The 24614-nt window shown below is 45.4% G+C and carries 26 protein-coding genes; 5 read left to right on the forward strand and 21 right to left on the reverse strand.

What is annotated here, in order from left to right:
* Positions 1-228 precede the first annotated feature (228 nt).
* A complete protein-coding gene (locus BMX69_RS10375; protein WP_025233674.1) occupies positions 229-669 on the forward strand; it encodes an RrF2 family transcriptional regulator in 441 nt (146 codons plus the stop codon).
* Positions 670-748: 79 nt separating this feature from the next.
* On the opposite strand, the gene BMX69_RS10380 is transcribed toward BMX69_RS10375, so the two are convergent.
* The 11 genes from BMX69_RS10380 to BMX69_RS10435 form a co-directional block, all read right to left on the reverse strand.
* The gene (locus tag BMX69_RS10380) at positions 749-2020 is read right to left on the reverse strand and encodes an HD-GYP domain-containing protein (protein ID WP_100042296.1); all 1272 of its coding nucleotides are present in this window, start codon (positions 2018-2020) and stop codon (positions 749-751) included.
* The gene (locus tag BMX69_RS10385) at positions 2017-2838 is read right to left on the reverse strand and encodes an oxygen-binding di-iron domain-containing protein (RefSeq protein WP_100042297.1); all 822 of its coding nucleotides are present in this window, start codon (positions 2836-2838) and stop codon (positions 2017-2019) included. The genes BMX69_RS10380 and BMX69_RS10385 overlap by 4 nt, the downstream gene beginning before the upstream one ends.
* A gap of 250 nt (positions 2839-3088) precedes the next feature.
* A complete protein-coding gene (locus BMX69_RS10390) occupies positions 3089-4456 on the reverse strand; it encodes a sodium-dependent transporter (RefSeq protein ID WP_100042298.1) in 1368 nt (455 codons plus the stop codon).
* A gap of 179 nt (positions 4457-4635) precedes the next feature.
* Complete coding sequence (locus BMX69_RS10395; protein WP_100042299.1) at positions 4636-7002, reverse strand: ribonucleoside triphosphate reductase; 2367 nt, start codon at positions 7000-7002, stop codon at positions 4636-4638.
* 321 nt (positions 7003-7323) lie between these two features.
* The gene (hflX, locus tag BMX69_RS10405; protein WP_054790018.1) at positions 7324-8595 is read right to left on the reverse strand and encodes a GTPase HflX; all 1272 of its coding nucleotides are present in this window, start codon (positions 8593-8595) and stop codon (positions 7324-7326) included.
* Positions 8596-8608: 13 nt separating this feature from the next.
* On the reverse strand, positions 8609-9388 hold the full coding sequence (locus BMX69_RS10410; RefSeq protein WP_100042301.1) for a tetratricopeptide repeat protein: 780 nt from the start codon (positions 9386-9388) through the stop codon (positions 8609-8611).
* A 50-nt stretch (positions 9389-9438) separates the two neighbouring features.
* A complete protein-coding gene (locus tag BMX69_RS10415; RefSeq protein ID WP_100042302.1) occupies positions 9439-9876 on the reverse strand; it encodes a dUTP diphosphatase in 438 nt (145 codons plus the stop codon).
* Positions 9873-10544 (reverse strand): SMC-Scp complex subunit ScpB, encoded by a 672-nt coding sequence (scpB, locus tag BMX69_RS10420; protein ID WP_242941402.1) that lies wholly within the window; start codon positions 10542-10544, stop codon positions 9873-9875. Before scpB ends, BMX69_RS10415 begins: the two co-directional genes overlap by 4 nt.
* Positions 10528-11361, reverse strand: a complete 834-nt coding sequence (locus BMX69_RS10425) for a segregation and condensation protein A (RefSeq protein ID WP_054790016.1) — start codon at positions 11359-11361, stop codon at positions 10528-10530. Before BMX69_RS10425 ends, scpB begins: the two co-directional genes overlap by 17 nt.
* An 84-nt stretch (positions 11362-11445) precedes the next feature.
* A complete protein-coding gene (locus tag BMX69_RS10430) occupies positions 11446-12300 on the reverse strand; it encodes a metallophosphoesterase (RefSeq protein ID WP_054789918.1) in 855 nt (284 codons plus the stop codon).
* A 78-nt stretch (positions 12301-12378) separates the two neighbouring features.
* Positions 12379-12597: a hypothetical protein gene (locus BMX69_RS10435; protein WP_100042303.1), complete on the reverse strand. Its 219-nt coding sequence runs from the start codon at positions 12595-12597 to the stop codon at positions 12379-12381.
* A 94-nt stretch (positions 12598-12691) separates the two neighbouring features.
* On the opposite strand from BMX69_RS10435, the gene BMX69_RS10440 reads away from it, so the two are divergent.
* Positions 12692-12967: a helix-turn-helix domain-containing protein gene (locus tag BMX69_RS10440; protein WP_054789917.1), complete on the forward strand. Its 276-nt coding sequence runs from the start codon at positions 12692-12694 to the stop codon at positions 12965-12967.
* 47 nt (positions 12968-13014) lie between these two features.
* Here the strand turns inward: BMX69_RS10440 and BMX69_RS10445 are convergent, their stop codons facing one another.
* The 3 genes from BMX69_RS10445 to BMX69_RS10455 form a co-directional block, all read right to left on the reverse strand.
* Positions 13015-14295 carry a serine hydrolase gene (locus tag BMX69_RS10445; protein WP_100042304.1) on the reverse strand — a complete coding sequence of 427 codons (1281 nt, stop codon included), beginning with the start codon at positions 14293-14295 and terminating at the stop codon, positions 13015-13017.
* A 135-nt stretch (positions 14296-14430) separates the two neighbouring features.
* A complete protein-coding gene (locus BMX69_RS10450) occupies positions 14431-15117 on the reverse strand; it encodes an NUDIX domain-containing protein (RefSeq protein WP_054789916.1) in 687 nt (228 codons plus the stop codon).
* A 24-nt stretch (positions 15118-15141) separates the two neighbouring features.
* Entirely contained in the window at positions 15142-15621 is a 480-nt protein-coding gene (locus BMX69_RS10455; protein ID WP_025233690.1) for a COG2426 family protein, read from the reverse strand.
* Positions 15622-15950: 329 nt separating this feature from the next.
* On the opposite strand from BMX69_RS10455, the gene BMX69_RS10460 reads away from it, so the two are divergent.
* Positions 15951-16607, forward strand: a complete 657-nt coding sequence (locus BMX69_RS10460; protein ID WP_100042305.1) for a phosphatase PAP2 family protein — start codon at positions 15951-15953, stop codon at positions 16605-16607.
* A 69-nt stretch (positions 16608-16676) separates the two neighbouring features.
* Here the strand turns inward: BMX69_RS10460 and BMX69_RS10465 are convergent, their stop codons facing one another.
* Together BMX69_RS10465 and BMX69_RS10470 are read right to left on the reverse strand one after the other, a co-directional pair.
* A complete protein-coding gene (locus BMX69_RS10465) occupies positions 16677-17696 on the reverse strand; it encodes a glycosyltransferase family 2 protein (RefSeq protein ID WP_054789915.1) in 1020 nt (339 codons plus the stop codon).
* Positions 17693-18436, reverse strand: coding sequence for a CPBP family intramembrane glutamic endopeptidase (locus BMX69_RS10470; protein ID WP_054789914.1), 744 nt, complete (start codon positions 18434-18436; stop codon positions 17693-17695). The genes BMX69_RS10465 and BMX69_RS10470 overlap by 4 nt, the downstream gene beginning before the upstream one ends.
* A 372-nt stretch (positions 18437-18808) precedes the next feature.
* Between BMX69_RS10470 and arcC the strand changes: the two genes are divergently transcribed.
* Positions 18809-19747, forward strand: coding sequence for a carbamate kinase (gene arcC / locus BMX69_RS10475; protein WP_100042306.1), 939 nt, complete (start codon positions 18809-18811; stop codon positions 19745-19747).
* A gap of 140 nt (positions 19748-19887) precedes the next feature.
* Positions 19888-20664, forward strand: a complete 777-nt coding sequence (pdaA, locus tag BMX69_RS10480) for a delta-lactam-biosynthetic de-N-acetylase (RefSeq protein ID WP_242883329.1) — start codon at positions 19888-19890, stop codon at positions 20662-20664.
* A 102-nt stretch (positions 20665-20766) separates the two neighbouring features.
* Here the strand turns inward: pdaA and BMX69_RS10485 are convergent, their stop codons facing one another.
* From BMX69_RS10485 to BMX69_RS10505, 5 genes are read right to left on the reverse strand one after another with little or no spacing between them, the layout of a single operon-like run.
* Entirely contained in the window at positions 20767-21831 is a 1065-nt protein-coding gene (locus BMX69_RS10485; protein WP_100042308.1) for a tyrosine-protein phosphatase, read from the reverse strand.
* 4 nt (positions 21832-21835) lie between these two features.
* On the reverse strand, positions 21836-22321 hold the full coding sequence (locus BMX69_RS10490) for a PTS sugar transporter subunit IIB (protein WP_054789911.1): 486 nt from the start codon (positions 22319-22321) through the stop codon (positions 21836-21838).
* Positions 22296-22778 (reverse strand): PTS sugar transporter subunit IIA, encoded by a 483-nt coding sequence (locus BMX69_RS10495; protein WP_166433189.1) that lies wholly within the window; start codon positions 22776-22778, stop codon positions 22296-22298. Before BMX69_RS10495 ends, BMX69_RS10490 begins: the two co-directional genes overlap by 26 nt.
* A gap of 15 nt (positions 22779-22793) precedes the next feature.
* Positions 22794-23669, reverse strand: a complete 876-nt coding sequence (locus tag BMX69_RS10500) for a PTS system mannose/fructose/sorbose family transporter subunit IID (RefSeq protein ID WP_054789909.1) — start codon at positions 23667-23669, stop codon at positions 22794-22796.
* Complete coding sequence (locus BMX69_RS10505) at positions 23666-24472, reverse strand: PTS mannose/fructose/sorbose/N-acetylgalactosamine transporter subunit IIC (protein WP_100042310.1); 807 nt, start codon at positions 24470-24472, stop codon at positions 23666-23668. Before BMX69_RS10505 ends, BMX69_RS10500 begins: the two co-directional genes overlap by 4 nt.
* Positions 24473-24614 lie beyond the last annotated feature (142 nt).

Genomic DNA, 24614 nt, shown 5'->3' on the forward strand with positions numbered 1-24614 from the left:
CATCGGCATGGTTGTAATCCATGTTATAGGATGACACCGCATCACCGTTCCAAAACTGGAGAAATATGGCATCATCTTTTCCAAATTCTCTAATGAGTATTAGTATACATCCATTTTCATAAATTGGGAAGCCGGATAATTTGAGGTTTACTTTCCAGGTGGTTTCGTGTACAATATTTTTATATCCTACTAAACAGATAAGAATAATTAGGAAGGGGATTTTTTACCATGAAATTTTCTACCAAGGGACGCTACGCCCTTCGTATGATGCTTGAATTTGCGCTTCATCCGGGCGAATGCACAAAAATCAATCAGGTGGCGGAACGCCAGGAAATATCGGATAAATATCTGGAACAGATTGTCACCATCTTAAGCAGGGCCGGGTACGTGAAAAGCAGAAGGGGTGCCCAGGGCGGTTATTACCTGACAAAGGATCCTTCGGAGTATACCGTCGGCATGATCCTGCGCCTTGCAGAAGGAAGTCTGGTTCCCGTAACATGTCTGGAAGATGAAGTCAACCCCTGCAGCCGTTCCCATAATTGTGCCACACTCATGGTATGGAAAAAGCTGGATCATGCGATCTCCGATGTGGTAGACGGCATTACCCTGGCAGATCTGGTGGAAGAACAAAAAAGACTGGATGGCCAGGCCAATTATTACGAAATCTAAACAATGGCATATAAAAGTTCGTGTTCTCCAAAGGCAATGGAAAACACGGACTTTTTATAACTTAAATGCATTCAGCCGTTTATTCCTTACCGGCTAAAGTCCCATCGAATATATCACGGAAAGAGGAATCATTTTCAAGGAAAAGATCTACTAAAAGAGGATCGAAATGACTGCCTCTTCCCTGGGTGATAATCCCCAAACTTTTTTCGTGGGAATAACTCTCTTTATATACGCGTTTTGAGCGCAGCGCGTCATACACATCCGCCAAAGCCATGATACGCGCTGATATTGGAATCTCTTCCCTTTTAAGCCCCTTTGGGTATCCGCTCCCATCCCATTTTTCATGATGACAAAGTGTAATTTCCTTACCGACTTTGATGAATGCACTTCCTGTATCCTTCTTTTCAATGCTGGCCAGGGTCTGATATCCGATGGTGGTATGAGTTTTCATGATTTCAAATTCCTCCGGCGTCAATTTGCCGGGCTTTAGAAGAACTCCATCCGGAATTCCCACCTTTCCTATGTCGTGCAAAGGGCTGGCCTGGGCGATACCGTCTATAAAGGCCCGGTCTATTTCCTCCCGATGGGCCCCCATTTCCCAAAGCCTTTCCGCGAGGAGGCGGCAATATTGTGACGTTCTGACAATATGCTCTCCTGTCTCATCATCCCTGGACTCCGAAAGCTTTACTAACGCATGGATCGTAGCCATCTGAGAAGCGGATACTTCCGCCACCTTTTTCTGTACCAGATCTTCTAAATGATGATTATATTCCTCCAGCTTTTCCTCGATCACTTTTGCACTGGTGATGTCCTGGATCGTGCCATGGACTTTGGTAAACATTCTACCAGAATCCTTTGATCCCACAAACCGGATCTGAACCCATTTGATCCGGCCTCCCTCCATCAGCAGACGATAACGGTATTCAGCAGGCATCATTCCGTTTTGCATATCATGATAAATTTGATTCACCAGTTTTTTATCATCGGGATAAACCTTTTGAAAATAAACCATCAGATCCGGTTCTACGGACTGGTCAGTCTCCAGTATTCTGTACATGGTGTCCGACCACCATAGCTTCTTTGTGCCAAGGCTCAGTTCCCAGTTTCCTATTAGTGCTATTTCCTGGGCTTCCCGGCGGGAAGAGTCACTTTTCTCCAATTCCCTGCTCTTTATTTCCAGCTGTCTTGACACGTCTACATACCGCTCCATGATCTCCGAGACCAGTTCGGTATAAATCTGGTTATCCACCTGTTTTACAAAATGATCAAGCAGGGCTTTTACATATTCATCCGAACCCGGCTGTTCCAATACGATTCTTTGTCCCAGCAGGGCTGCATCTGTCCGTCTCAATTTTCTTCCTCCTCAAGAAAATAGTCAATCCCCACATTGGTCAATTCTTTCAGCTGTCTGATTACGGCTTCCTGAGCCGCAGGATTATCAAGAATACTTCCATGCTGAGGTGCGATCAGGGAAATATCCAGTTCCTCGATCCGTTCAAGAGCATACTGCAGTGCCTTTTTCGATGGCATAATCCGCTGGTGAAAGTCCAGAATGCCCTTTATCTGGCATGCTTTCCGGGTGATAGGGCAGATTTTAAAGGGCGTACAGTCCCTGCATTCCGCGCCGATCCTAGTATATAAATCCCAGTTGTAATCGTAGCTTCCGAAAATATCGCTGCTGAATAATGTTTTCGTCTTCACATCATAAGTAATGAAACTGCCCGGTGAGTGGGAATAAGGCGTCCTGATAAATTCAAGACGCCTGCCGCTTGCAAATTCAAAATGAAATCCTAATTGTTCAATGCACTGCTTCGGTGTACTCATGGAATAATAATTGATGAAAATATTGTTTTCATGATGAGAGATGATGTTTAAATCTTCGCTGTTAATGAGCGTTTCTATATGGGGAATATTACCGCATAAATCCGGATCATAGTGCTGATAAATCAGGCGGCTGATCTTGCCTGGACTGATTCCCGTGCGCATAACTTTCAACATAACTGTACTGAAATCATCCCGGCTTCCGCTGTCGATGAGCACTGCCTCATCACCGTCTACGATTAGGTAAGGATTGCAGTGAAGACCTGCACTTTCGTCAAAAAAGCCCACCCAGTAAATCCCTTCAGCAATTTCGACATACTCTTTATAATTCAAATCCTGCTTATTCATTTGTATTGTCCTCCAATATGTAATTGGCTGCGTTCCCTTCCATTTATGGCATGCTACAGGCACATGAATTCTGCCATGAAAATACTGCATGATATGACATAATATACCATATTTATTTTTACAAGTCTATTTCTTCCAGCCTGCCGTTTAAAATAAACAGATCTGATCCCGCAAGGAAAAATAGCAGAACAGAGGCCTGCAGGGTTTGGCCTGCGGGCCTCTGTTCTGAAATACGGTTGTACTTTTCCTGTTAAAAGAATTTAGCCACATAACCCTGGATAAAGATCACCAGAACAATGACAGGAAGAACATACGTTACATACGCCCTTGCCCATCTGGGAAAGCGGATTCCCTTTCCTTCATTGGCTTCCTTCATGAAATTCTCAAATCCCCAGCCATATCTGGAAGTACAGAAAGCCAGGTAGATCAGGCTTCCTAAGGGAAGTAAGTTATTGCTGATAATAAAGTCTTCCAAGTCCAGTACATTGCTTCCCTCGCCAAAGGGCATAAATCCGCTCCACACATTAAATCCAAGCACACAGGGCAGGGACAAAAGGATAATGGCAGCTGCATTCACCCACACCGCTTTTTTTACGGTGCATCCGGTCAAATCTGTGGCAAAAGATACGATATTCTGGAAAACTGCAATTACCGTGGAAATAGCTGCAAATGACATAAAAAGGAAGAACAGACTTCCTAGCAGTCTTCCGCCTGCCATGTTGTTAAATACGTTGGGCAGAGTCACAAAGACCAGCTTTGGCCCTTGGCCTGGCTCGATCTGAAATGCAAAGCAGGCAGGGAAAATAATAAGTCCCGCCATAAAAGCCACAAAAGTATCCAAAACAGCCACACTGATGGCTTCTCCAGCCAGCCTGTGTTCCTTGCCGATATAGCTTCCAAAGATGGCAAGAGCGCCGATTCCAATGCTTAAGGTGAAAAAAGCCTGTCCCATGGCAGCGAATATGACCTCGCCGATTCCCGCTTCCCTGATCTTGCCGAAATCAGGCTTTAAGTAAAATTCCAGTCCTGCCCTGCTGTTTTCCATGAGCACCGAATGAACGGCCAGTATGGCCATTAGGCCCAAAAGGCATAACATCATCCATTTTGTAATCTTTTCCACACCGCCCTGAAGCCCTCTGGCACAGATAGAAAAGCAGCCGACCACCATAATGATCATAAATATCCCCATGATAACAGGATCCGCCAGCATGTTCCCAAACTCTGCGGCTACTCCTTCCGCATCAAGGCCCACAAAATCTCCTTTTGCCATCTTAAGAAAATATAAAACCATCCAACCGGAAACCGTGGTATAAAACATCATAAGAATGTAATTTCCTGCCATTCCCAGATACTTGGCATAATGCCATTTGCTGCCCTTTGACTCCAGCACATCATAGGACAATGCAATGCTCTTCTGGCTTGCACGTCCCACGGCAAACTCCATTACCACAATAGGCAGCCCCAAAATAAGCAGAAACACCGCATAAATCAGAACAAAAGCCGCTCCTCCATATTGACCCACAATATATGGAAAACGCCAGACGTTTCCAAGGCCAATGGCACATCCCGCTGAGATCAGGATAAATCCCAGACGCGATGAAAATTTTTCTCTTCCCATCTTTCTAAGCTCCTCTTCAGTCACATTTTTCTGCCATATTTCCAAACAGGGCCCGCTATTCTCATATTCCGGCGGCCCCTTTTTTTGCTTGAAATGACAAAAGATTCCATGCCATTATAGCATGGAATCTTTTTACTGACTACCATATCTTAATGATGGACTGATGGAGGGGATCTCTTTCAGCAGATCGTGCTTTCCGCAAACTTTCTGATTTCAGAAGCATTGGTGATCTTCTGGATCTGATCGTTCTTTATAACCACCAGAGTAGGGGCCTGCATAATCCCAAACCTTGTGGCAAGCTCTGCATTTTCCTCTGCATCTACTACTTCATAATCCATGTTTTGTAAAAACTGTTTTGCCATCCGGCAATTCGGGCAGGTCTTAGTCGTAAAGAGATAGGTCCCGGCCGGAATCCCAGCCTTTTTCACCGATGCCTTATCCTGGACATCCAAAGCAGCTCCTTTTTTCAGTACAGAGCGGACAGGATCGTATGTTGTCCGGTTCTTGTATTCCTGGGTTTTACCCTCATTCCAGTTCTGCACCGGCCGGTAATATCCGGTGATCCGGCTGTATACCTCAGCCTTTTTTCCGCAGACCGGGCATACATTATGCTCACCGGAAAGATATCCGTGTTCCGCACAAATGGAATAGGTCGGCGACAATGTATAATAAGGCAGCTTGTAATTCTCCGCAATGGTGTGCACCAGCTTTGCCGCAGCTTCCCAGTCAGGAAGCTTCTCTCCCAGGAACGCATGGAATACGGTTCCTGAAGTATAGAGGGTCTGCAGCTCATCCTGAATATCAAGCGCGTCAAAGATATCTGCCGTATAATCCACAGGAAGGTGGGAGCTGTTGGTATAATAAGGGGTATCTCCCGGGTTTCCGGCTGTTATGATATCCGGATAATGCTTCTTGTCATGCTTTGCCAGACGGTATGTGGTGGACTCTGCCGGGGTTGCCTCCAGATTGTAGAGATCTCCGTAGATTTCCTGGTAATCGGAAAGCCTTTCCCTCATGTGATTTAACACATTCTTTGTAAACTGTCTTGTTTTTTCATTTGTCATATCCTGACCCAGCCACTTGGCATTTAAGCCTACTTCGTTCATTCCGATCAGGCCAATGGTGGAAAAATGATTTTCAAAGCTGCCCAGATAGCGTTTCGTATAAGGATAGAGTCCCTGATTCAAAAGTTTTGTTATAACTTCCCGCTTGGTCTTTAATGACCGCGCTGAAATATCCATCATATGATCCAGGCGTTTGTAGAAATCAGCCTCATTATAGGAAAGGTAAGCGATTCTTGGCATGTTGATGGTCACAACGCCCACGGAACCGGTGCTTTCGCCGGAGCCGAAGAATCCGCCGGTTTTTCTTCTAAGTTCTCTTAAATCAAGGCGCAAACGGCAGCACATACTCCTTACATCGCTTGGCTCCATATCGCTGTTTATATAATTTGAAAAGTAAGGGGTACCGTATTTGGAGGTCATCTCAAACAGCAGCCGGTTATTTTCAGTATTGGACCAGTCAAAATCCCTGGTAATGGAGTAAGTAGGGATGGGATACTGGAAGCCTCGCCCATTGGCGTCTCCCTCTATCATGGTTTCAATAAAGGCCTTATTGATCATATCCATCTCGGCCTTGCAGTCTTTATACTTAAAGTCCGCTTCTTCCCCGCCAATGATTGCGTTAAGCTCTGCCATATCAGCAGGAACGGTCCAGTCCAGAGTAATATTGGAGAATGGAGCCTGAGTTCCCCAGCGGCTTGGCGTATTCACGCCATAGATAAAGGATTCAATGCATTTCTTCACTTCCCGGTAGGATAAATCATCAGCCTTTACAAAAGGAGCCAGATAAGTATCAAAAGAAGAAAAGGCCTGGGCTCCCGCCCATTCATTCTGCATGATTCCCAGGAAATTGACCATTTGGTTGCAAAGTACGGATAAATGCTTTGCAGGGGAAGAAGTGATCTTTCCCGGTATTCCGCCAAGCCCCTCAAGAAGAAGCTGCTTTAAGGACCAGCCGGCACAGTATCCGGTGAGCATGGACAAATCGTGGATATGGACATCCGCGTTCCTGTGTGCATTAGCGATCTCCTGGTCATAAATTTCAGACAGCCAGTAATTCGCCGTAACCGCACCGGAGTTGCTTAATATCAGCCCTCCAACGGAATAGGTAACAGTGGAATTTTCTTTGACACGCCAATCCTCTACCTTTACGTAGCTGTTTACCACAGCCTTGTAATCCAGAATGGTATCCTTCATATTCCGTATCTTTTCTCTCTGCTTCCTGTATAAAATATAAGCCTTCGCCACATCGGTATATCCCGCCTGCTCAAGAACGTGTTCTACACTGTCCTGAATCTGTTCTACCGCGACCTGGCCCCCTGTCATCTTTCCCTGAAAATCAGCAGTTACCCGAAGAGACAGCAGTTCCAGTATTTCATTGTTATACTCCTTTTGAGTGGCTTTAAATGCTTTTTTAATCGCTTCCGTGATTTTATTCAGACTGAATTCAGCACTTTCCCCATCTCTCTTTACCACCTGGATCATAAAACTAAACTCCTTTCCTCTGCAAAACCCCTTATGTTCCTATTTTTATCATACAGTACATTATGAAAACAAGTTTTCATAATCCGATGTACGGCAGTAAAAATACTGCCTTTTATCAGAAATCCAAAAACCGATTTCTGATTAGCAATAACATTATCGGAATAAAAAAATACTTCCGACAATCGTATGTACGGCAGTAAAAAATACTGCCTTTTTTCAGAGATCTGAAAAGCGATTTCTGATAAATACATTATAGCAGAAGAAAAGAAAAAACACAATATGTGGATTAGTTTTTTAACACTAATCCACATATTGTGTTTTTCATTCATCAAAAGCATCGGCATTGTCTGCCAGAGAGGCAAACAGCTCCGATGGCACATAGGCGTTCACCAGAATCCCGTCTTCCTGATATTCTTCCTTAAGCAGCTGTCCGTATTTGCGGATCAGCTGGATTTTCCCTGCTTCCTTATAGGAATAAACCTTTTCCAGATATACTTTCTGGTTTCTAAGAATGGTTTCTAAAAGATTTAAAAGTTCGTCAAGGCCTTCTCCGGTTTTTGCAGAGATCCTCACCTGATGATCGGAAGAAACATCCCTTAGGATCACACCGCCTTCTGCCGTGTCGATCTTATTGAACACCGTGACCATCACCTTATCGCAAACCCCAAGCTCCCTCAAAGTTTCATACACAACATACATCTGCATGTCCATCTGGGGATTGGAGCAATCCACCACATGAAGGATGATATCGCTGTACTTGGCTTCTTCCAGAGTACTTTTAAAGGCTTCGATCAAATGATGGGGAAGCTTTCTGATAAATCCTACCGTATCCGTTAAAAGAATCTGCTGCCCGCCCGGCAGGCTCAAATTTCTTGTGGTTGGATCCAGGGTAGCAAAGAGCTTATCCTCAGCCAGTATCCCGGCATCTGTAAGCCTGTTTAACAAGGTGGATTTCCCTGCATTGGTATAGCCTACGATGGCGGCGGTGGGAACATGGTTTTTATCCCTCTGCTGTCTGACAACTTCTCTGTGACGCTTTACATCCTCTAAATCAGCCTTTAGCATTCCGATCCTGTCATGGATCAGACGCCGGTCCATTTCCAGCTTTTTCTCTCCTGGTCCGCGGGTTCCGATTCCGCCTCCCAATCGGGACAAGGAGCTTCTAAGGCCCACCAGACGGGCCGACCGGTACTTAAGCTGAGCCAGCTCCACCTGGATCTTCCCTTCCCTTGTGGTGGCCCTGGAAGCAAAAATATCCAGGATCACCATGGTCCGGTCCATGATCTTTGTATCCAGGGCCTCTTCCAAATTACGAAGCTGGGCCGGAGACAGTTCATCGTCGCAGACAATTCCGGTTGCATCAAGCTCCCAGATACGATCCTTTATTTCTTCAATCTTTCCTTTTCCCAGATAAGTACCCGGATGGATACTCTCCCGGTTCTGGATTATCTTATCCACGGTAACGGCTCCTGCCGTTTTTACCAGCTCTTCCAGCTCGTCAAGGGACGCCTTTGTGTCATTCTCATCCTCGGTACTGACTGCCACCAGGATCACCCGTTCTTCTATTTCCTTTAACTCAATCAGCTCTGCCATCAATCATTCCAACCTATCTTGTCTTTAAAAATGTGATCTCCCGCTCCGCTTCCTCATCAGGGCCGTGAGCTGAGACATACTGCTGCATCAGATCCAGGGCTGTTTTAAATTCCCCTTTACGCTCCTCGGCAACCGCCTGATTAAACAAAAGTTCCGGGACCTCTTTACTGTCGGTTGCTAAAAGGCCCTTCTTAAAATATTCGGCCGCTCCATCCCAATCTTCCCCGGCCATCTTACATAAGCCCATCCGGTTATAAAGCTGTGCGCTTTCTTCCCCGTCACTAAGGGCCTCCTCATAGAGGCTCATGGCATCAGAAGCCGTTCCGGCCTTTTCCATGGCTGCTCCTGCAGCCAGCAGGGCTTTCATCCTGCCCGGTGCCTTTTTCTCTTTATCCAGTTCAGCGCTTTTCTTATAGTCCTCTATGGCGCCGTTTAAATCTCCGGCCCCTGCCCTTGAAACTGAACGCAGATTTAAATATTCCGGCCGTTCTTCATCCACCTTTATGAGTATGCCATAGGTATCTGCGGCGGAAGAATAGTCTCCTGCCAGGTATTCAGCTTCTGCCCGGTACTTTAACACATCAACATCAAACTTCCCAACTAATCCTTTGGATAATTTGATGGCCTGATCAAAGGCTTCCACGGCATTGTCATAATTGCCCTGCTTAAGAGCCTCGATTCCAGCGGTCCGGAAAGAATATTTGTAATCCTTTTTTCCGCAGCCACCTGCTGCTATGGTAACTGTCAGTGCCAGTCCAAGGATGGCAGCTGTATATCCTGTCTTTCTTCTCATGCTATTATCTCCAACTTAAAGACGTTCGATTCGCCACTATCTCACCAATATTATTGTTTTCCCGTGCTTCCATGTCCGCCGCGGTCCTCATGTCCCAGAAGTTCCACTTCTTCTAAACATAAAGCAGGCTGATGCTCCATAATGCGGAACTGGCAGATGCGGTCATTTACATGGATCACCGTATCCCGCAGCGCATAAGCAGGGAAAAACCACTGGTCATTGTCCCCACAGTATGTCTCATCAATGATTCCCATGCTGTTGGTCTGAATCACGCCGTAATTTTTAAATGTGCTGCTTCTTGGAACCACATGGGCTTCAAATCCAGCCGGCAGTTCCATCGCTATCCCCAGAGGGATCAGTTTAAACTCGCCTGCCTTCATCTCCACTTCCTGTGCTGCCCGCAGATCAATCCAGTCAGATTTGCCGTCAATGTAGCGTAAACGTTCTATTTTATCCGTAAAATATTTGATTCTAATGGTTTGTGTCACCTTATGTCCTCCTGAATGTTATCATCTTTTTTATCTTCTGCCGGAATTAAATCACCGCTTTCAGAAAGCTCCTCTTCCACTTCCATCCGTATCTCAGCTGTTACAACCGGATCGGCAACCGGAAGATTCTGAGTAGATCCAATGCCAAATCTTCTTAAAAATTCTTCTGTGGTGGCAAATAGTGCCGGACGGCCGGGAGCATCCACACGGCCCACTTCATATACCAGGTTGTATTCCACCAGCTTATTGACCGCATGATCTGATTTAACGCCCCTGATTTTCTCTATTTCAAGCTTTGTCACAGGCTGCTTGTAAGCTATGATGGACAGCGTCTCTAAAACCACATCCGTAAGAACCTGCTTTTTAGGCGCAGATGCCACACGGATCAAGTTCTCATAATATTCAGACCGCGTGCACATCTGATAGCTGTTTTCCAGTTCAAGGATCTGCATCCCTCTTTTCCCCGTATCATAGCGCTTCATCAAACGGAGAACTACTTCCTTAGCAGTGGCCTCATCCTGTTCAATCGCTGCAGCAAGAGCCTTAAGTTCAACGGAATTCCCCATGGTAAAGAGAACCGCCTCGATCACGGCTTCCCACACCTTTTCTTCTTTTGTGCTCTTCTTCGGCCCATCGGGCAATAGAGTATCCTTATCCATCGATTCCATCGATTTCCTCTCCCTTAATTCCTTCCCCTTCATCCTGCAGTTCCGACAAATCCAGTTCCCCGTCTTCCCCTTCCGGTTCCAGGGTTTCAATGAACATATCATCAAACAAATGCTCCTGGGTCAGCCTGATCTTGCCGATCTTCATGAGCTCCAGAAGCGCTAAAAATGTCACAACAACCAGGGTCCGGTCCGGCTGCTGCTCAAGCAGCCCGCGGAAAGAAAATTTCCTGTGCTCTCTGGCATAATCCATGACCGATTTTATCTTGTCTTCCAGGCTTATGGATTCCCTCCGGATATTGCCAAACCGGCTGCGGATAGGATCCACGCGGTCCGACTTACGTTTCGTGACCGCCCGGAAAATCTCCTGGAGTTTCGCCAGGGTAAGCCCGTCAAGGAGCTTGTCCAAATCCACCGGCGGTTCGTACTTTGCCACCTCAGGCGGAATGGAAGGGGATTTATACAGCAGACGTTCCGCTCCCACTTCCCGGTCCTTAAGCTCCAGAGACATATATTTATAATATTTGTATTCCAATAGGCGTGCCACAAGCTCGGCCCTGGGATCCTCTTCCTCGCCTTCCTCATTGGTTTCCCTGGGAAGCAGCATGCGCGCCTTTATATCAATGAGGGTCGCAGCCATGACAAGAAATTCGCTGACAATGTTTAAATCCTCTGTTTCCATATGATTTACAAAGTCCAGGTACTGCTCCGTGATCGTCGCAATGGGAATGTCGTAGATATTCACCTTATTCTTTTCGATCAAATGAAGCAGTAAATCCAGCGGCCCCTCGAAATTATCCAGTTTATAAGAGATTCCCATAAAATCCTCCAAGGCAGAATAAGACATGCCTTTGACCAGTATATCAAATCCTGCTTCATCTGTAAATATATGGAAGGCCCAAAATCATGATTTCATTTTTAAATCCACCACTACCAGTTGAGGTTTGTTGTTTAAGCGGATATTAATGGAATGGGTTCCAAGCCCTCTGCTTACGATCATATGCCTCCCATCTTCTGTAAACTCTCCGGCGCAGTATGGAAGGAAAAATTGATATTGAGGTGTCATGACCCCTCCAAGGTATGGGAGCCTTATGGTTCCCCCATGAAAGTGGCCGGACAGAGTCAAATCTGCTCCCCAGCTTCTGCATGAGGAAAAATAAAGGGGAGAATGGCACAGCAGAATCTGAAACCGCTCCTTCGCTGCCTTTCCCACCTTTTGTTCAATCTCATCCTCTGTCAAATGATCCGGATGGAACTTCCGGTAAGCCCCTTTTTTTAGATCAATCCCGGTAACAGCGATATCTTCCCCATACCATTCTGTCCGGTTATCAAGAACTTTGATTCCAAGCTTTTTTAAACTGTGCACATAAGCTTCATATGCGCCTCCGTACACCTGGTGTTCCCAAAGCAGACGGTTCTCATGATTGCCATTGCCGCAAAAGACAGGATATTTACCTGCCAGCTTTTCCAAAAGCTCTAAGGCAGCGGCCATATCCGCGTTCCCTTTGCTGATGATCATATCACCGCCTACCAGCACAAGATCAGGAGCCGCCTCATTAACAGCGGCCAACAGCCTTTCATTGCCGTCGCCAAACCGGTGTTCGTGAAGATCGGAAAGGAACACAATGGTACGATCCGCTTTTATCTTAGCGCTTTCAAAAACAGTTCTCTCTATGCTAAGCTGTTCTTTTTCATATTCGGAACGCAAATATAAGCCTGCGCCCACTGCGGCGCAAATAGCTACGGCAGCAAACCCCATCTGATCTCTCCTCTTCTTCCTTCATTCTTTTTCCTGCTTTCTGTTCATCATACAATGAAGGGCCTGTCTGCGTCAAGTCTAAGAGGACCAGTTGCCCATCAGATATTCAATGATGAGATTGGGCACAATAACCATAAGCCCGATGCCAATACTCATGACAATGGTACCGTAATAATATTCCTGGTAACCTGGAGTTCCCGGAGCCGGCGGGACTGTATACGCAAGGCGGTAGATGGATTTGAAGAGAACAGAAAAGCAGATAAGATAAAAAATCACGTTAAATATATTCTTTTTCATTGATATAATCCTCCTTTCTCATAATATAAACCACTTATGGATAATATGCAATACTGGATAATCACGGTTTAATTAAGGACAGAGGTGATAAATCATGATTGTTTATGACAGACTATGGGAAACCATGAAAAAGAAAAACATCAGCCAGTATCATCTGATAAAGTACTGCAAGGTCAGTGCCGGGCAAATCGGGCGGCTTAAGAAAAATAACTTCGTTTCCACTCATACCATTGATATGCTCTGCAGGATTCTGGACTGCGATGTGGAAGAAATCATGGAATACCGGGCCGATATAAGCGAGGCCACCCTGATGTCAGAAAGCGATACGGAAACAAAACAGGACAATGCTCCTTCAGAGGATTTGGCATAGAAAAAGAGCCTATAGGCTCTTTTTCTATGCCAAAAACATCCATGTTCCTACCGGATCCAGGCACCGGAAGAATCCAGGCTGTATCCATCGGGCGTAATGGTATCCTTAAGCATGGCTCCATTGGCTCCCAGATAATACCACTTCCCATTGCTCTCCACCCAGCGGCTTGCCGCCATAAAAGAATCTGTGTCAAACCAGTAATACACTCCGTTTATATTCTGCCACTCGTTGCAGGCCTTATTCCCATCCTGCTTTCCGTAATACCACTTCGTCCCCTCCTGGACCCAGCCCTGGGAAGAAGCTTTTGCTGTCCCGCCGGCTGCCTTTAAGGCAAATCCATAATCAAGCAGAGACTTTGTATCTTCATAATGAGTGGATTTACTCTTCATGATAACCGCTATCAGCCGGACGCCGTTCTTTTCCACACAGGTGACTAAGGTATTGCCGGCCAGGGAAGTAAAACCTGTCTTACCTCCTATTACTCCCGGATAATACCTGGAATCTCCCGGATTAAGCATCTTATGCCCCATGGTCACTGTTCTGGCCGAAGCCTTCTTTGTGGCCGGTATCTGGTAACTTAAGGTAGAGGATACCTTTTTTACCGTGTCATTCTGATAGGCTGCTCTGGCAATGAGGGCCATGTCATGAGGTGTGGTATAATGGCTGGAGCTGTTAAGTCCATTGGGGTTGACAAAATTGGTCCCGGTACAGCCAAGCTCCTTTGCCCGGGCATTCATCAGGGCAGAAAACGCGCTGACACTTCCTGAAACATGCTCTGCCAGACCATTGGCCACCTCATTGGCAGACTTTAGCATGAGTCCGTAAAGGCTCTGCTCTACCGTCAGCTTGTCCCCCTCCGTTAGTCCCAGAGTTACCGCACCTGATTCCAGGTTTGTGGTGGCAGCCTTTGAGAATGTCACTGTATCTGACAAATTGCATTTTTCTGCAACAAGAAGGGCGGTCATAAGCTTTGTAATGCTGGCAGGATAATATCTTGTTTCCCCGTTCTTTGAATAAAGCAGGGTTCCTGTAGACGCATCCATAAGGATCGCACCTTCCGATTGAATGACCGGTTGCTTTATGTCCGCAGGTAATGTTCCTCCGGCATTGGGAGTGTCTCCCGTCTGAGTACTTCCCCCGCCGGTTCCGGCACCGACCCCAGGTCCGATCTCACCGGACGTGTTTCCCGACGGCCCGCTTCCCGACTCTGTCTGTCCCGCAGATCCCGGAAACGGCTGTATTAGGGGCGTCTCCCCGTATGATGGTATTGACGCCAGAATGCTGATACTGATTACCAGGCTCCACAGCCTGCATGATTTTTTTGCCATATCCTGTTATCTCCTGTATATTTCTGCATGCAAGAATCATTTCTTACAACAGTATAGCATAAAATCCATAATTTTCCGATTAAAATTTTCTTACAATAACTTAAAAACACCGCCTGGGTAAGGCGGTGTGATCTGCTAAAAAATCTGATCGCTATATTCTTTTTCCAATTCTTCCAAACGGTCCATTGCCACGTTTAAGATCTCAGCATGGTCAAATGCCAGCTTCTCCTGATCCAGCACATCAATGGCCGGCAAAAGATCGATCTCCGTTTCCTTTTTCCACATCATGCCCTGACGCTCATAGGTTTCGGTGATCCGATAGCTCATAAAAATATGCTCCTCTTCATTTTCAATGGTAAGCGCATAGGTGGCTCCATTCTCCAGTTCAGAGAGCTTCTTTTTCTTCACCTGGAACCAACAGGCTTCTTCGGCATCATCTCCGGCCTTTGGAGTCAGCTGATTCTTAGGTACTGCGGCCATATAAGATACTGAAATGACTCTTGTTCTGGGATCACGCTTTACGTTCCCCCATGTATAGAGCTGTTCCAGACAAATACCTTTTAACCCCGTCTCTTCCTCCAGCTCTCTGGCTGCCGCGGCCTCCAGGGATTCATCCACATTTACAAAACCTCCCGGAATCGCCCACTGTCCGATGCATGGATGGTTTTTCCGCTTAATGAGAAGAACTTCTGTTTCCATCTCCTCCTCATCTACCGCAAAAATCAGCATATCCACGGTCACCGACGGGCGTTCATAATTCCCCGGACGATACTGCAAAAGAAACTCTTTTTCCGTTAATCCCTCTTCATTCCTTCGTTCCATTCTGCCCTTCTTCCTACCAGTATCTTAGAAAATAACGGACTGAAGCGCCCCTAAAACTCCTGCACTGGCAAGTCCCATAATAGCCCCTGCCACCAGGACGCCTCCCATCACGGCTAAAATACTGGATTTAAAATCAATATCAAGCAGGCTGGCTGCCAAAGTGCCCGTCCAGGCACCGGTTCCCGGAAGGGGAACTCCCACAAATAACAAAAGTGCAATAAACAACCCTTGTCCAGCTTTCGCCTGCAGTTTTTCGCCGCCACGCTTTCCTTTTTCCAGGCACCAGGAAAAAAAGCCGCCGATCACTGGCTTATCTGCTCCCCATTCGAGAACCTTCCTCGCAAACAGATATATGATAGGTACCGGAAGCATATTCCCAAGAATCGCAACGATATAGGACTGAAAAAGCGGAAGTCCCATCACTGTTGAATATGGAATTGCACCGCGAAGCTCTATCAGCGGAACCATGGAGATAAAGAAAACGGTCATATATTTTTGTAACATATTCCATTCCTTTCGTGTAAAAGTCTGCCTTTATACTATACACAAAGTTTGACCGTCTATCAACCATTTTATAAAAAGATTATATTTGCCACAGCACGCCGGGATGAAGCAGAGCTGGCATACCCCTTTCTGCATATACCATATATTAATAGAAAGAAGGAGGCACTGTCCATGGAAGAACGGCAGCAAAAACGTACCTTTCGCTTAATCTTCTCTGAATTAAATATTAACATTTGTAAAATACTATTGTACTGTCAAAACGAGTATGATATAATCCTCCAAAGTTGATAATCATGATACCAATTGCCAGAACGGAGAAAGATGACTATATGAAAGATCTGTTTTACAGGTACAGGCATGTCTGGATCCTCGGCTACGCCTTTATCTATATTCCGTGGTTTATTTACCTGGAAAAGACGGTGACAAACCACTACTATATCATGCATGTTGCTTTAGACGACCTGATTCCTTTTAATGAATATTTCATTATTCCATATCTTTTATGGTTTGTTTATATAGCTGCTGCCATTTTATTCTTTTTTTATACTGATGTAAAAGATTATTACAGACTGTGTACCATGCTGTTTACTGGAATGACCATCAGTCTGGTGATCTGCACCGTGTTTCCAAACGGTACGGATTTCCGCCCTGTGATTGATCCGGGTAAAAATATCTGCTCAGATATTGTAGCGGTTCTATATTCCACGGATACTTGTACCAATGTATTCCCCAGTATCCATGTTTATAACTCTATTTGTGTACACATTGCAGTCCTTCACAGTGAACGCTTAAGGAAATACCGGTTAGTGAAGACCGGTTCCCTGATCCTGATGATTTCCATCAGCCTTGCAACTGTTTTCTTAAAACAGCATTCTGCCTTTGACGGTCTTGGCTCACTGGTTATGGCCTATGTTATGTACCACTTTGTATACTCTGACTCTTTTGTTCCCAGCAGAGAGAAAGTTACCGAAAAAGCCATCAGTTAAAAACATATCCCCTGACGCCTTTCATTGATCGGCCAGGGGATATTTGTTTTTTTACTGCCAGTGATCGTTTTAGTTAAAACCGAAAAATTTCTGGGTCATTTTATAGATCGTAATCGGGAATTTCCTTCCGCTTTTTCCGGGGAGATTGACCCCCTGACCCATAAAGCCCCATCGAAGCCTTAGGAACAACGGTAAGTTCTGCTTGCGGAGGTGTTGCCACAGTTCCTTTTTCTTTTCCATATTTTCATCATTGTCTGACTTGATTGCGAGGATGGAGGATATGGTCATCATGATCTCCAAATACCGCACCATGTAATGACGCAGCTTACGCTGCCTGATTTTCATTACATCGTAATAGCCAAGCATCAGTTTAGTCACCTTGATCTGTTGGTCGATTCGGCCGATCATGACCGATTCGTTTACAGACTGGTCGTCTCTTCCGATAAAGTAGCGGTAGAAATTTACATCCAAATAATACATGGTTCTTACGTGAGGCAGCGGCTGGTACACAAATATATTATCCACATAAAAAGTGTGCATGGGAAGTTCCAGACCGCATTGTATCAGAAGCTCTGTCCGGTAAATCACCGAATGCATGAGAATATAATGCCCAAGCAGGAATACCTTGACCTCATCCCAGCTGAATATCTCATTCTTAGGAAGGGCTGTGCGGTAATTCATGACTTTTTTCCGGATTGCCCCCTGCTTTTCATAGACAAAATTGCTGATCAGCATATCAAGGGTCTCTTCCCCATAAACAAATCGCCGCAAAGTGTCCAGAATTTCCATATAAGCAGACTCGTCCACCCAGTCATCGCTGTCTACCACCTTAAAGTAAATTCCAGTGGCATTTTTTAAGCCTGCATTCACTGCCGCGCCATGGCCGCCATTTTCCTGATGGATCGCCCGGCAGATTTCCGGATAATTTCTTTCATATTCATCCGCGATTTCCGCCGTATGATCTTTGGTAGAGCCGTCATCTACAATGAGGATCTCAACCTCATCGCCTCCCGGCAGCAGAGAATCAATGCAGTGCCTCATATAGGCCTCAGAGTTGTAACATGGAATTGCTACAGATAAAAGTTTCACACAACATCCTCCTTAAAATTGTTTTTCTGATAAATGCGGATTGCACAAATGGCAGAAGCCACCGCTGATGCTGCCGCCAAAACCGGTCTCCGGTCTGTATAAAACAAAGAATTCAAACGCTCTGTATTCACTATCCAGAGCGACAGGAAATTTGCTGATACGTGAAATAGATAAGGGGCCAGCAATGTTCCTGAAACCTCATAAAGCCAGGCTACAGCCAGGCCAATGAGAAAAGCGTAAACTCCCTGTGGAAGATTTCCATGGTAAAGCCCGAAAAGAGCTGCGGACAAGACCGCAGACAGCCAAAAGGGGAGTTTTTCCTTAAGCGCGGCATAACCCAGTCCCCGGAATATGATCTCTTCTGCAAAAGGGATTATAAATCCGGAAGCAAGAAGCTGAAGGAGGAAGGACGCTGAATATAAGTTGTTTTCGGCTTCTTTGTAGGACTTGGATATTTCAGTTAGTCCAAGTACATCTACTATATAATTGCCAAGGACGCATAAGGATGCTCCAAATATTAAGATATAGATCAGGCAGCCGTGAAGATTAAGTCCTGGGGAAGATGGTTGTCCACGGCGGCTTTGGTCTGCGGAATAAATGTAATATAAAACGGGAGAAACTAAAATGGCGGATAAGGCAGTGGCTTCCAATGGGCCTAAGTTTATTGATAAAAATAAAACAGTCGTCACAGCTGTGTAAAAAAACATGGGAAGGATCAAATGCAGGATGATTGATATCATGAATATGGTGTCCTTTCATTTTCTGTATCTTCTTTGATTTTATACCATACATCCGCAGTGCAGCTTGTAAAACCGCAGGTTTTACAAGCTCACGGGCTTTCGCCCTATGAAATAAGGCAGGCAAAAAATTTCTTATGTGCAAGCACAACAAAATTTTTTGCCTGCCTTATTTCGCACTGCTCATTGCTTTCGTGTACATTATACCATCCAATCACAAGATATCTACCAAAATTTTCAAAATTATTTCTAAAGAATCTCTCGGCTCCTTCTTAAGATTCCCTTCTCCTGAAACTTGTTGATTTTTTTATTTTCTGATAATATAATATCTTTATACTTTTTGACCAAACTATACGGAATTGAGAGGGAACTGATATGGCTAAAAAACGTATTGTCCTGGCTTTGGGACATCATGCATTGGGAACAAATCTTCCGGAACAGAAAAAGGCAGTTGCCGAAACATCAAAAGTAATCGCAGATTTTATTGAAGCCGGCTGGCAGGTGGCTGTCACCCACAGCAATGCTCCCCAGGTGGGCATGATCCATACAGCTATGAATGAATTCGGAAAACTTCACGACGGCTATACTTCTGCGCCCATGTCCGTATGCTCTGCCATGAGCCAGGGTTACATTGGTTATGATCTGCAAAATGGCATTCGGGCAGAACTTGCAAAGCGCGGTATTTACAAATCTGCAGCCACTATTTTGACACAGATGATGGTAAATCCTTATGACGAGGCTTTTTACACCCCTATGAAGCCTGTGGGACGCTTTATGTCCGCGGAAGATGCAAAAGAGGAAGAAGAAAAGGGGAACTATGTGGAAGAAGTGCCTGGCAAAGGCTACCGCAGAGTCGTGGCTTCTCCTAAGCCTGTATCCATTGTGGAAATTGACATCATAAAGGCCGTTATGGATGCGGACCAGATCGTTATCGCCTGCGGAGGCGGCGGCATACCGGTTATGGAACAGGGATACCGATTAAAGGGCGCCAGCGCAGTCATTGAAAAGGACCGGGCCGCCGGGCTACTGGCAAAGGAAATCAATGCCGATGTGCTTATGATCCTTACAAACGTTGACAATGTCACCCTGAATTTCGGAACCCTTGAGGAACGTCCCATCAGCCAGATGAGTCTGGAAGAGGCAGAAAGCTACATTCAGGAAGGACAGTTTGAATCAAGCTCCATGCTCCCGAAAATAGAAGCCTCCGTGGACTTTTTGCAAAACGGCAAAAACCGGAAAGCCATCATTACTTCTCTGGATAAAGCAGAAGCAAGCCTGGAAGGAAAAGCAGGTACGATAATGCAATCTTTTTGAATATGGACAGAGGTCCGTTTCATATATTGAAACAAATGTAATATAACGGAGCTTTATTCATGAAATTTTTGCAAAAATTAAAGATTGCAGAAAAAATCAGAAAACTTTCTATTCCTCCTGAATCAGGAAAGAAGGCAATTATGGTATTCCTGCTTTTCCTCTGCGCCTTTCTGGCCGGCCACCTTGGTGCCATGATGGTGGAACAACACAGGGCAGTGGAGACTGCTGCAGATGGAAACTGGGGGTTAAGTTTCCAGCAGGAAGGGCAGCCGCCGGTAGCCAATGCTACCATGGACTATTTAAAACAGTATAATGCCTATTATGCTGAAAAAACCCCAGATAAAGTTCTTTATCTGACCTTTGATGCCGGATACGAAAACGGAAATACCGCTGCTATACTGGATGCATTAAAGAAACATAATGCCCCGGCCACCTTTTTTGTAGTAGGAAATTACATAGAGACTGCCCCGGAGTTAGTAAAGCGTATGGTTGCGGAAGGCCATATCGTAGGCAATCATACCTATCACCATCCGGATATGTCTAAGATTTCTTCAAAAGAAGCATTTGAAAAAGAGATCAAGGATTTAGAGAACCTTTTTGAACAGACCACCGGACAGCCCATGAAACAATACTACCGTCCGCCGCAGGGGAAATACAGTGAGGCCAATTTAAAAATGGCGAATGATATAGGCTACAAAACCTTTTTCTGGAGCCTTGCCTACGTTGACTGGTATCAGGATAAGCAGCCCACAAAGGAGGAAGCCTTTAAAAAGCTTTTAGGCAGGATCCATCCCGGCGCAGTCGTGCTCTTACACAGCACCTCCAGCACCAACGCCCAGATTCTTGATGAATTGCTGACGAAATGGGAGGAGATGGGCTATCAGTTCAAATCTCTGGATCAGCTGGTGGCTCAGTAGAAACGCGGTCTTCTTAAATAGTATTAATATAAAAGATGAGCTTATAAAATGGGTTTAAACCATTCAAAGCTCATCTTTTTGTTCACAATTTGTATGCAGTTGTTATTCCAGGAAAATATCCTCCAGCTGTTTGATGATGGTGTCATCCAGTGATAATGCAGTTTTGGCATACTCTCTGATGGTACCGTAATCCTCAAGGATTTTATTGATGGAGGCTTCGATATACTCCGGCTTTGTATCAAAGAGGGAGAACAGATAATCTGCTACCCGTTTATCCTTGGCAAGCTCCAGATATTTTTGATAATAGCGGACATTTTTTTCTGCTCTTGCCCTTTTCGTGAGCATGTAATCATAGATCAAAATATCTTTCGGAACCCCAAGGATCCCTTCTAAAAGCATTGCTCCGAACCCAGTCCTGTCTTTTCCTCCCCTGCAGTGCTGGACGCTGGGATTGTTTGACCACAGGGCTAAGAGCCTTAAGCTGGTTCCAAAAGCAGCACGGCTTTCATCGGATATAACAAAATTCAATTGCTGCTGTATCATCCTTAAGTCACCGGCATTGGGATTTTCTTCTACCGCGATTCTGGCCTGCTCTATGATGGCCTCATCCTTTGCTAAGTTTTCGTTATTATGAAGGAGTCCGGCAACCATGGCCGTATGGGCATTGGGGTCGCAGGAATAAGTGGTCACACCCTCTCCCAGCTTCCGGTTGGGGCTTCTTTTTATCTCCCCTTCGTTTCTGTAATCAATGATGGTTTTGATTCCCAGGCTTTTTACATACTCCAGTCCGGCGTCTTCCAGAAAAGCGAAATAATCTGAGCGGAATCCGATGCCCCATTTTATTCTCTTTCCCGACCCGGTCATATACCCTCCCATGTCCCGCAGGTTATACATTCCATCTACCGGAAGGATCCGGTATCCAAACAGCATGGGGACCTGATTCTTCCATTCAATGATAAAATAAATCTGTTTTCTTTTTTCAGGTGCGGCATGAAACGTCAGTTTTTTTTCCCTGGATGAGAAAAGAAAACTGCGGTTTTGAGTAAAGGGATCTTTTTCATAGGTCCAGTACAGATGATATTCCTCCAGCGTCTCTTCATCCGAAACAATGTTTAATTCTGTTTTACCGTTATCCAGAGGAAAGGCCTCGATGTATTTTATCTCCATGGCACTACCTCTTAAGCTGTTCAATTTTCTTTTTCATATCCACAGGTGCATCGTAGGCCGCAACCTGATATTCGATCTTAACCCCCATATCCGCCAATTTATTAAAATCTTCCTCTTCCTTTGGGGAAAAGCAGATGATATGGTCATAGGATATGGTTCTTTCCGGAGTCGTTCTCATACCCCCGAAATTAATGTGGTCAATGGGCACGCCTCCCTCTTTCAGCCTTAACGCATCGCTGAAGCTTCCCATAATCAGAAATGTGTTTTTCTTAATAGGATTATTGGCATATACCCGGATAAATTTATCCACCCCGAACACGTGGACCGTATAGGCAGGCGCCGCCATTTTCAGCACCTGTACCTGCACGGGATTTTCCACAGCGGCATCACTGACACAGATGACTTGCTCTGCTCCGATGTGGCTTAACCAGGAAGTTGCTACCTGACCGTGAATCAACCGGTCATCAATACGAATCCATTTGATCGCCATCTTGTTCCCCCTCTTCTATCAGCTTGTCGTTAATGCGGACCAGACCCATTTCATAAGCTCTCTCAATTACGGAGCCCGCCTCTTCCAGTGTTTCAGGCTGTGCAATAAACAGTTCCATTAACACGGGCATGCTAAAACCGGAATACACCAGGATGTCAGGCGCTGTCAAGGCTAAGTAAGTGGCTGCCTTGGCCGGTGTCCCTCCATAAATATCTGTTAAGATCAAAATTCCTGACCCTTTGTCTTCATAGGAAGCATAGAGATCCAGCAGCTCCTTAAGACACTGGTCGTAGCTTTTATCCGCTGTCACGGAAATGACATCAACATATTTTGCAATATCTCCAATGATCAATCCGGCCGTATTTAATGCCTCCTGGGCATACAGGCCATGACTTGCCAGAATGATACGAATTCCCATATCTATCGCTTCTCCCCTGTTTTTTATTTCTGCAGGCAATGAACCGGTATTTGACTAAACCAGTATACCGGCCATTGCCAGCAAAGTTCCCACAATCAAGATGCCGAAAATAAGAAGGATCAGATATTTTCTCGGCATCCGGCTGTGAAGCTTATAAAGCCCTATGGTGAACAAAAGAGGAAGCAGCTTTGGCAGGATCCCGTCTAAAAGAGCCTGAATGTTTACGATGGTCTCATTGATGACGATTTCTGTCCCCACATTGATCTTCACATAATTTCCTATAAGCGCACCCAGCACGATCACACCTACCATGGTGGATATATTTATGATTTTCTGGATCACCTTTGCCTGCTCCCCGCTCTGAACAAATTCGATCCCTTTTTCATATCCCATGATGGTGCCGAAATATTTAACCCCAATGTTGATGCCATTGTAAATCAGGAACATCAGAATAGGGCCAATTAAATTTCCCTGCAGGGCATAAGCCGCACCGATACTTCCTGCAATGGCCTGGATGGTGATTTTAAATACGCTATCTCCGATTCCCGCCAAAGGCCCCATCATGCCTGCTTTTACTGCAACTACTGCTTCTTTTTCGTCCACTTCCGTGGTTTCCTCAATGGCCGCAGTGATCCCAAGGATCATACCCGTAGCCGTATTTTGAGAGAGGAAATAAGCCAGATGCCTTTGCATGGCCTCTACCCTGGCGGCTTTTCCCGCATCCTTATAAACCTTTTTTAATACCGGCGCCAATGCAGTAATGAATCCAATGGCCTGGGCATTACTTGAGGTTACGGTAATTCCAAGGCCGAAAATCTGCAGACGCCAATAGACCGCATTTAAATCCTTACGGGTTATTTTTATGTAGCTTCCTTTTGCCTGTGTATTGGGATTATCCAGCCCCACTGCTCTATCTTTCCCAGCACTCATAAGTCATAACCTCCATCCTCGTCATCTCCGCGCCCTGATACGGTCACCGGTGTTTCATTCTGACGGTCCTTTATCTCCATCATAACGGAATACAGCATAGCAAATGCCAGGGAAATCAAGGTCACCGGCAAAATTCCAAGTCCCAGATAGGTGGAGGCCACAAAACCAAAAATCAGGAAAGGCCACATAAAGCCCTTCATCATCATTGTCATGAGGATGGATAAGCCCACTGCCGGCAATATTCCGGAGGCAGTACTTAAACCCTTTAAAATATTGCTGGGAATGACATTTAAAATCTTATCCACGACCCCTGCAGAAAAATAAACCACAAGAAATGTTGGAACTGCCCGCAGCAAAAACTGGAATGCAATGGCCACATAATTCACCATTAAAATGCTGTCAAATTCCCCGGTCAGAGCCAGCCTGTCTGCCCATACTGCAAAGAACTGGCGGACGAAGTCAAAGATTAAAAGAAGCTGCTGGGACAAAACCGCCACCGTCGTAGCCGCGGCCACCCCTGCCGCGATCCCTTCAGCCGTTGCCCCTGTGCTCGTGATGGAAATGGTCGTTCCAACGATGGTTCCGATAATCATATCCGGCGTCTTATAACCGGCCATATTTCCCAGTCCCATCCACATAAGTTCCAAGGTTGCAGAAATAATCAGCCCTGTCTTTACATCCCCTAATATGATTCCTACGATCGGACCTACCAGCAAAGGTCTCCGAAGCATTTGCGGGCCCTGATCGTCAAATGAACAATACCCGGCCCATACCGCTATAAGTAGCGCCTGCCAAACTGCCATAATTGTATACCCCCTTTGTTTGATATAAAAAAAATATCATAGAACGTCCCTCACCTCAACGTTTACTTTCATCATTGAACCCGCATAAAATTAGCAGGAAATATTTGCGCCTTATTGCGCAGAAAAATAGGGCAAGACATGT

It is taken from the genome of Lacrimispora sphenoides JCM 1415, assembly GCF_900105615.1.
GTDB lineage: Bacteria > Bacillota > Clostridia > Lachnospirales > Lachnospiraceae > Lacrimispora > Lacrimispora sphenoides.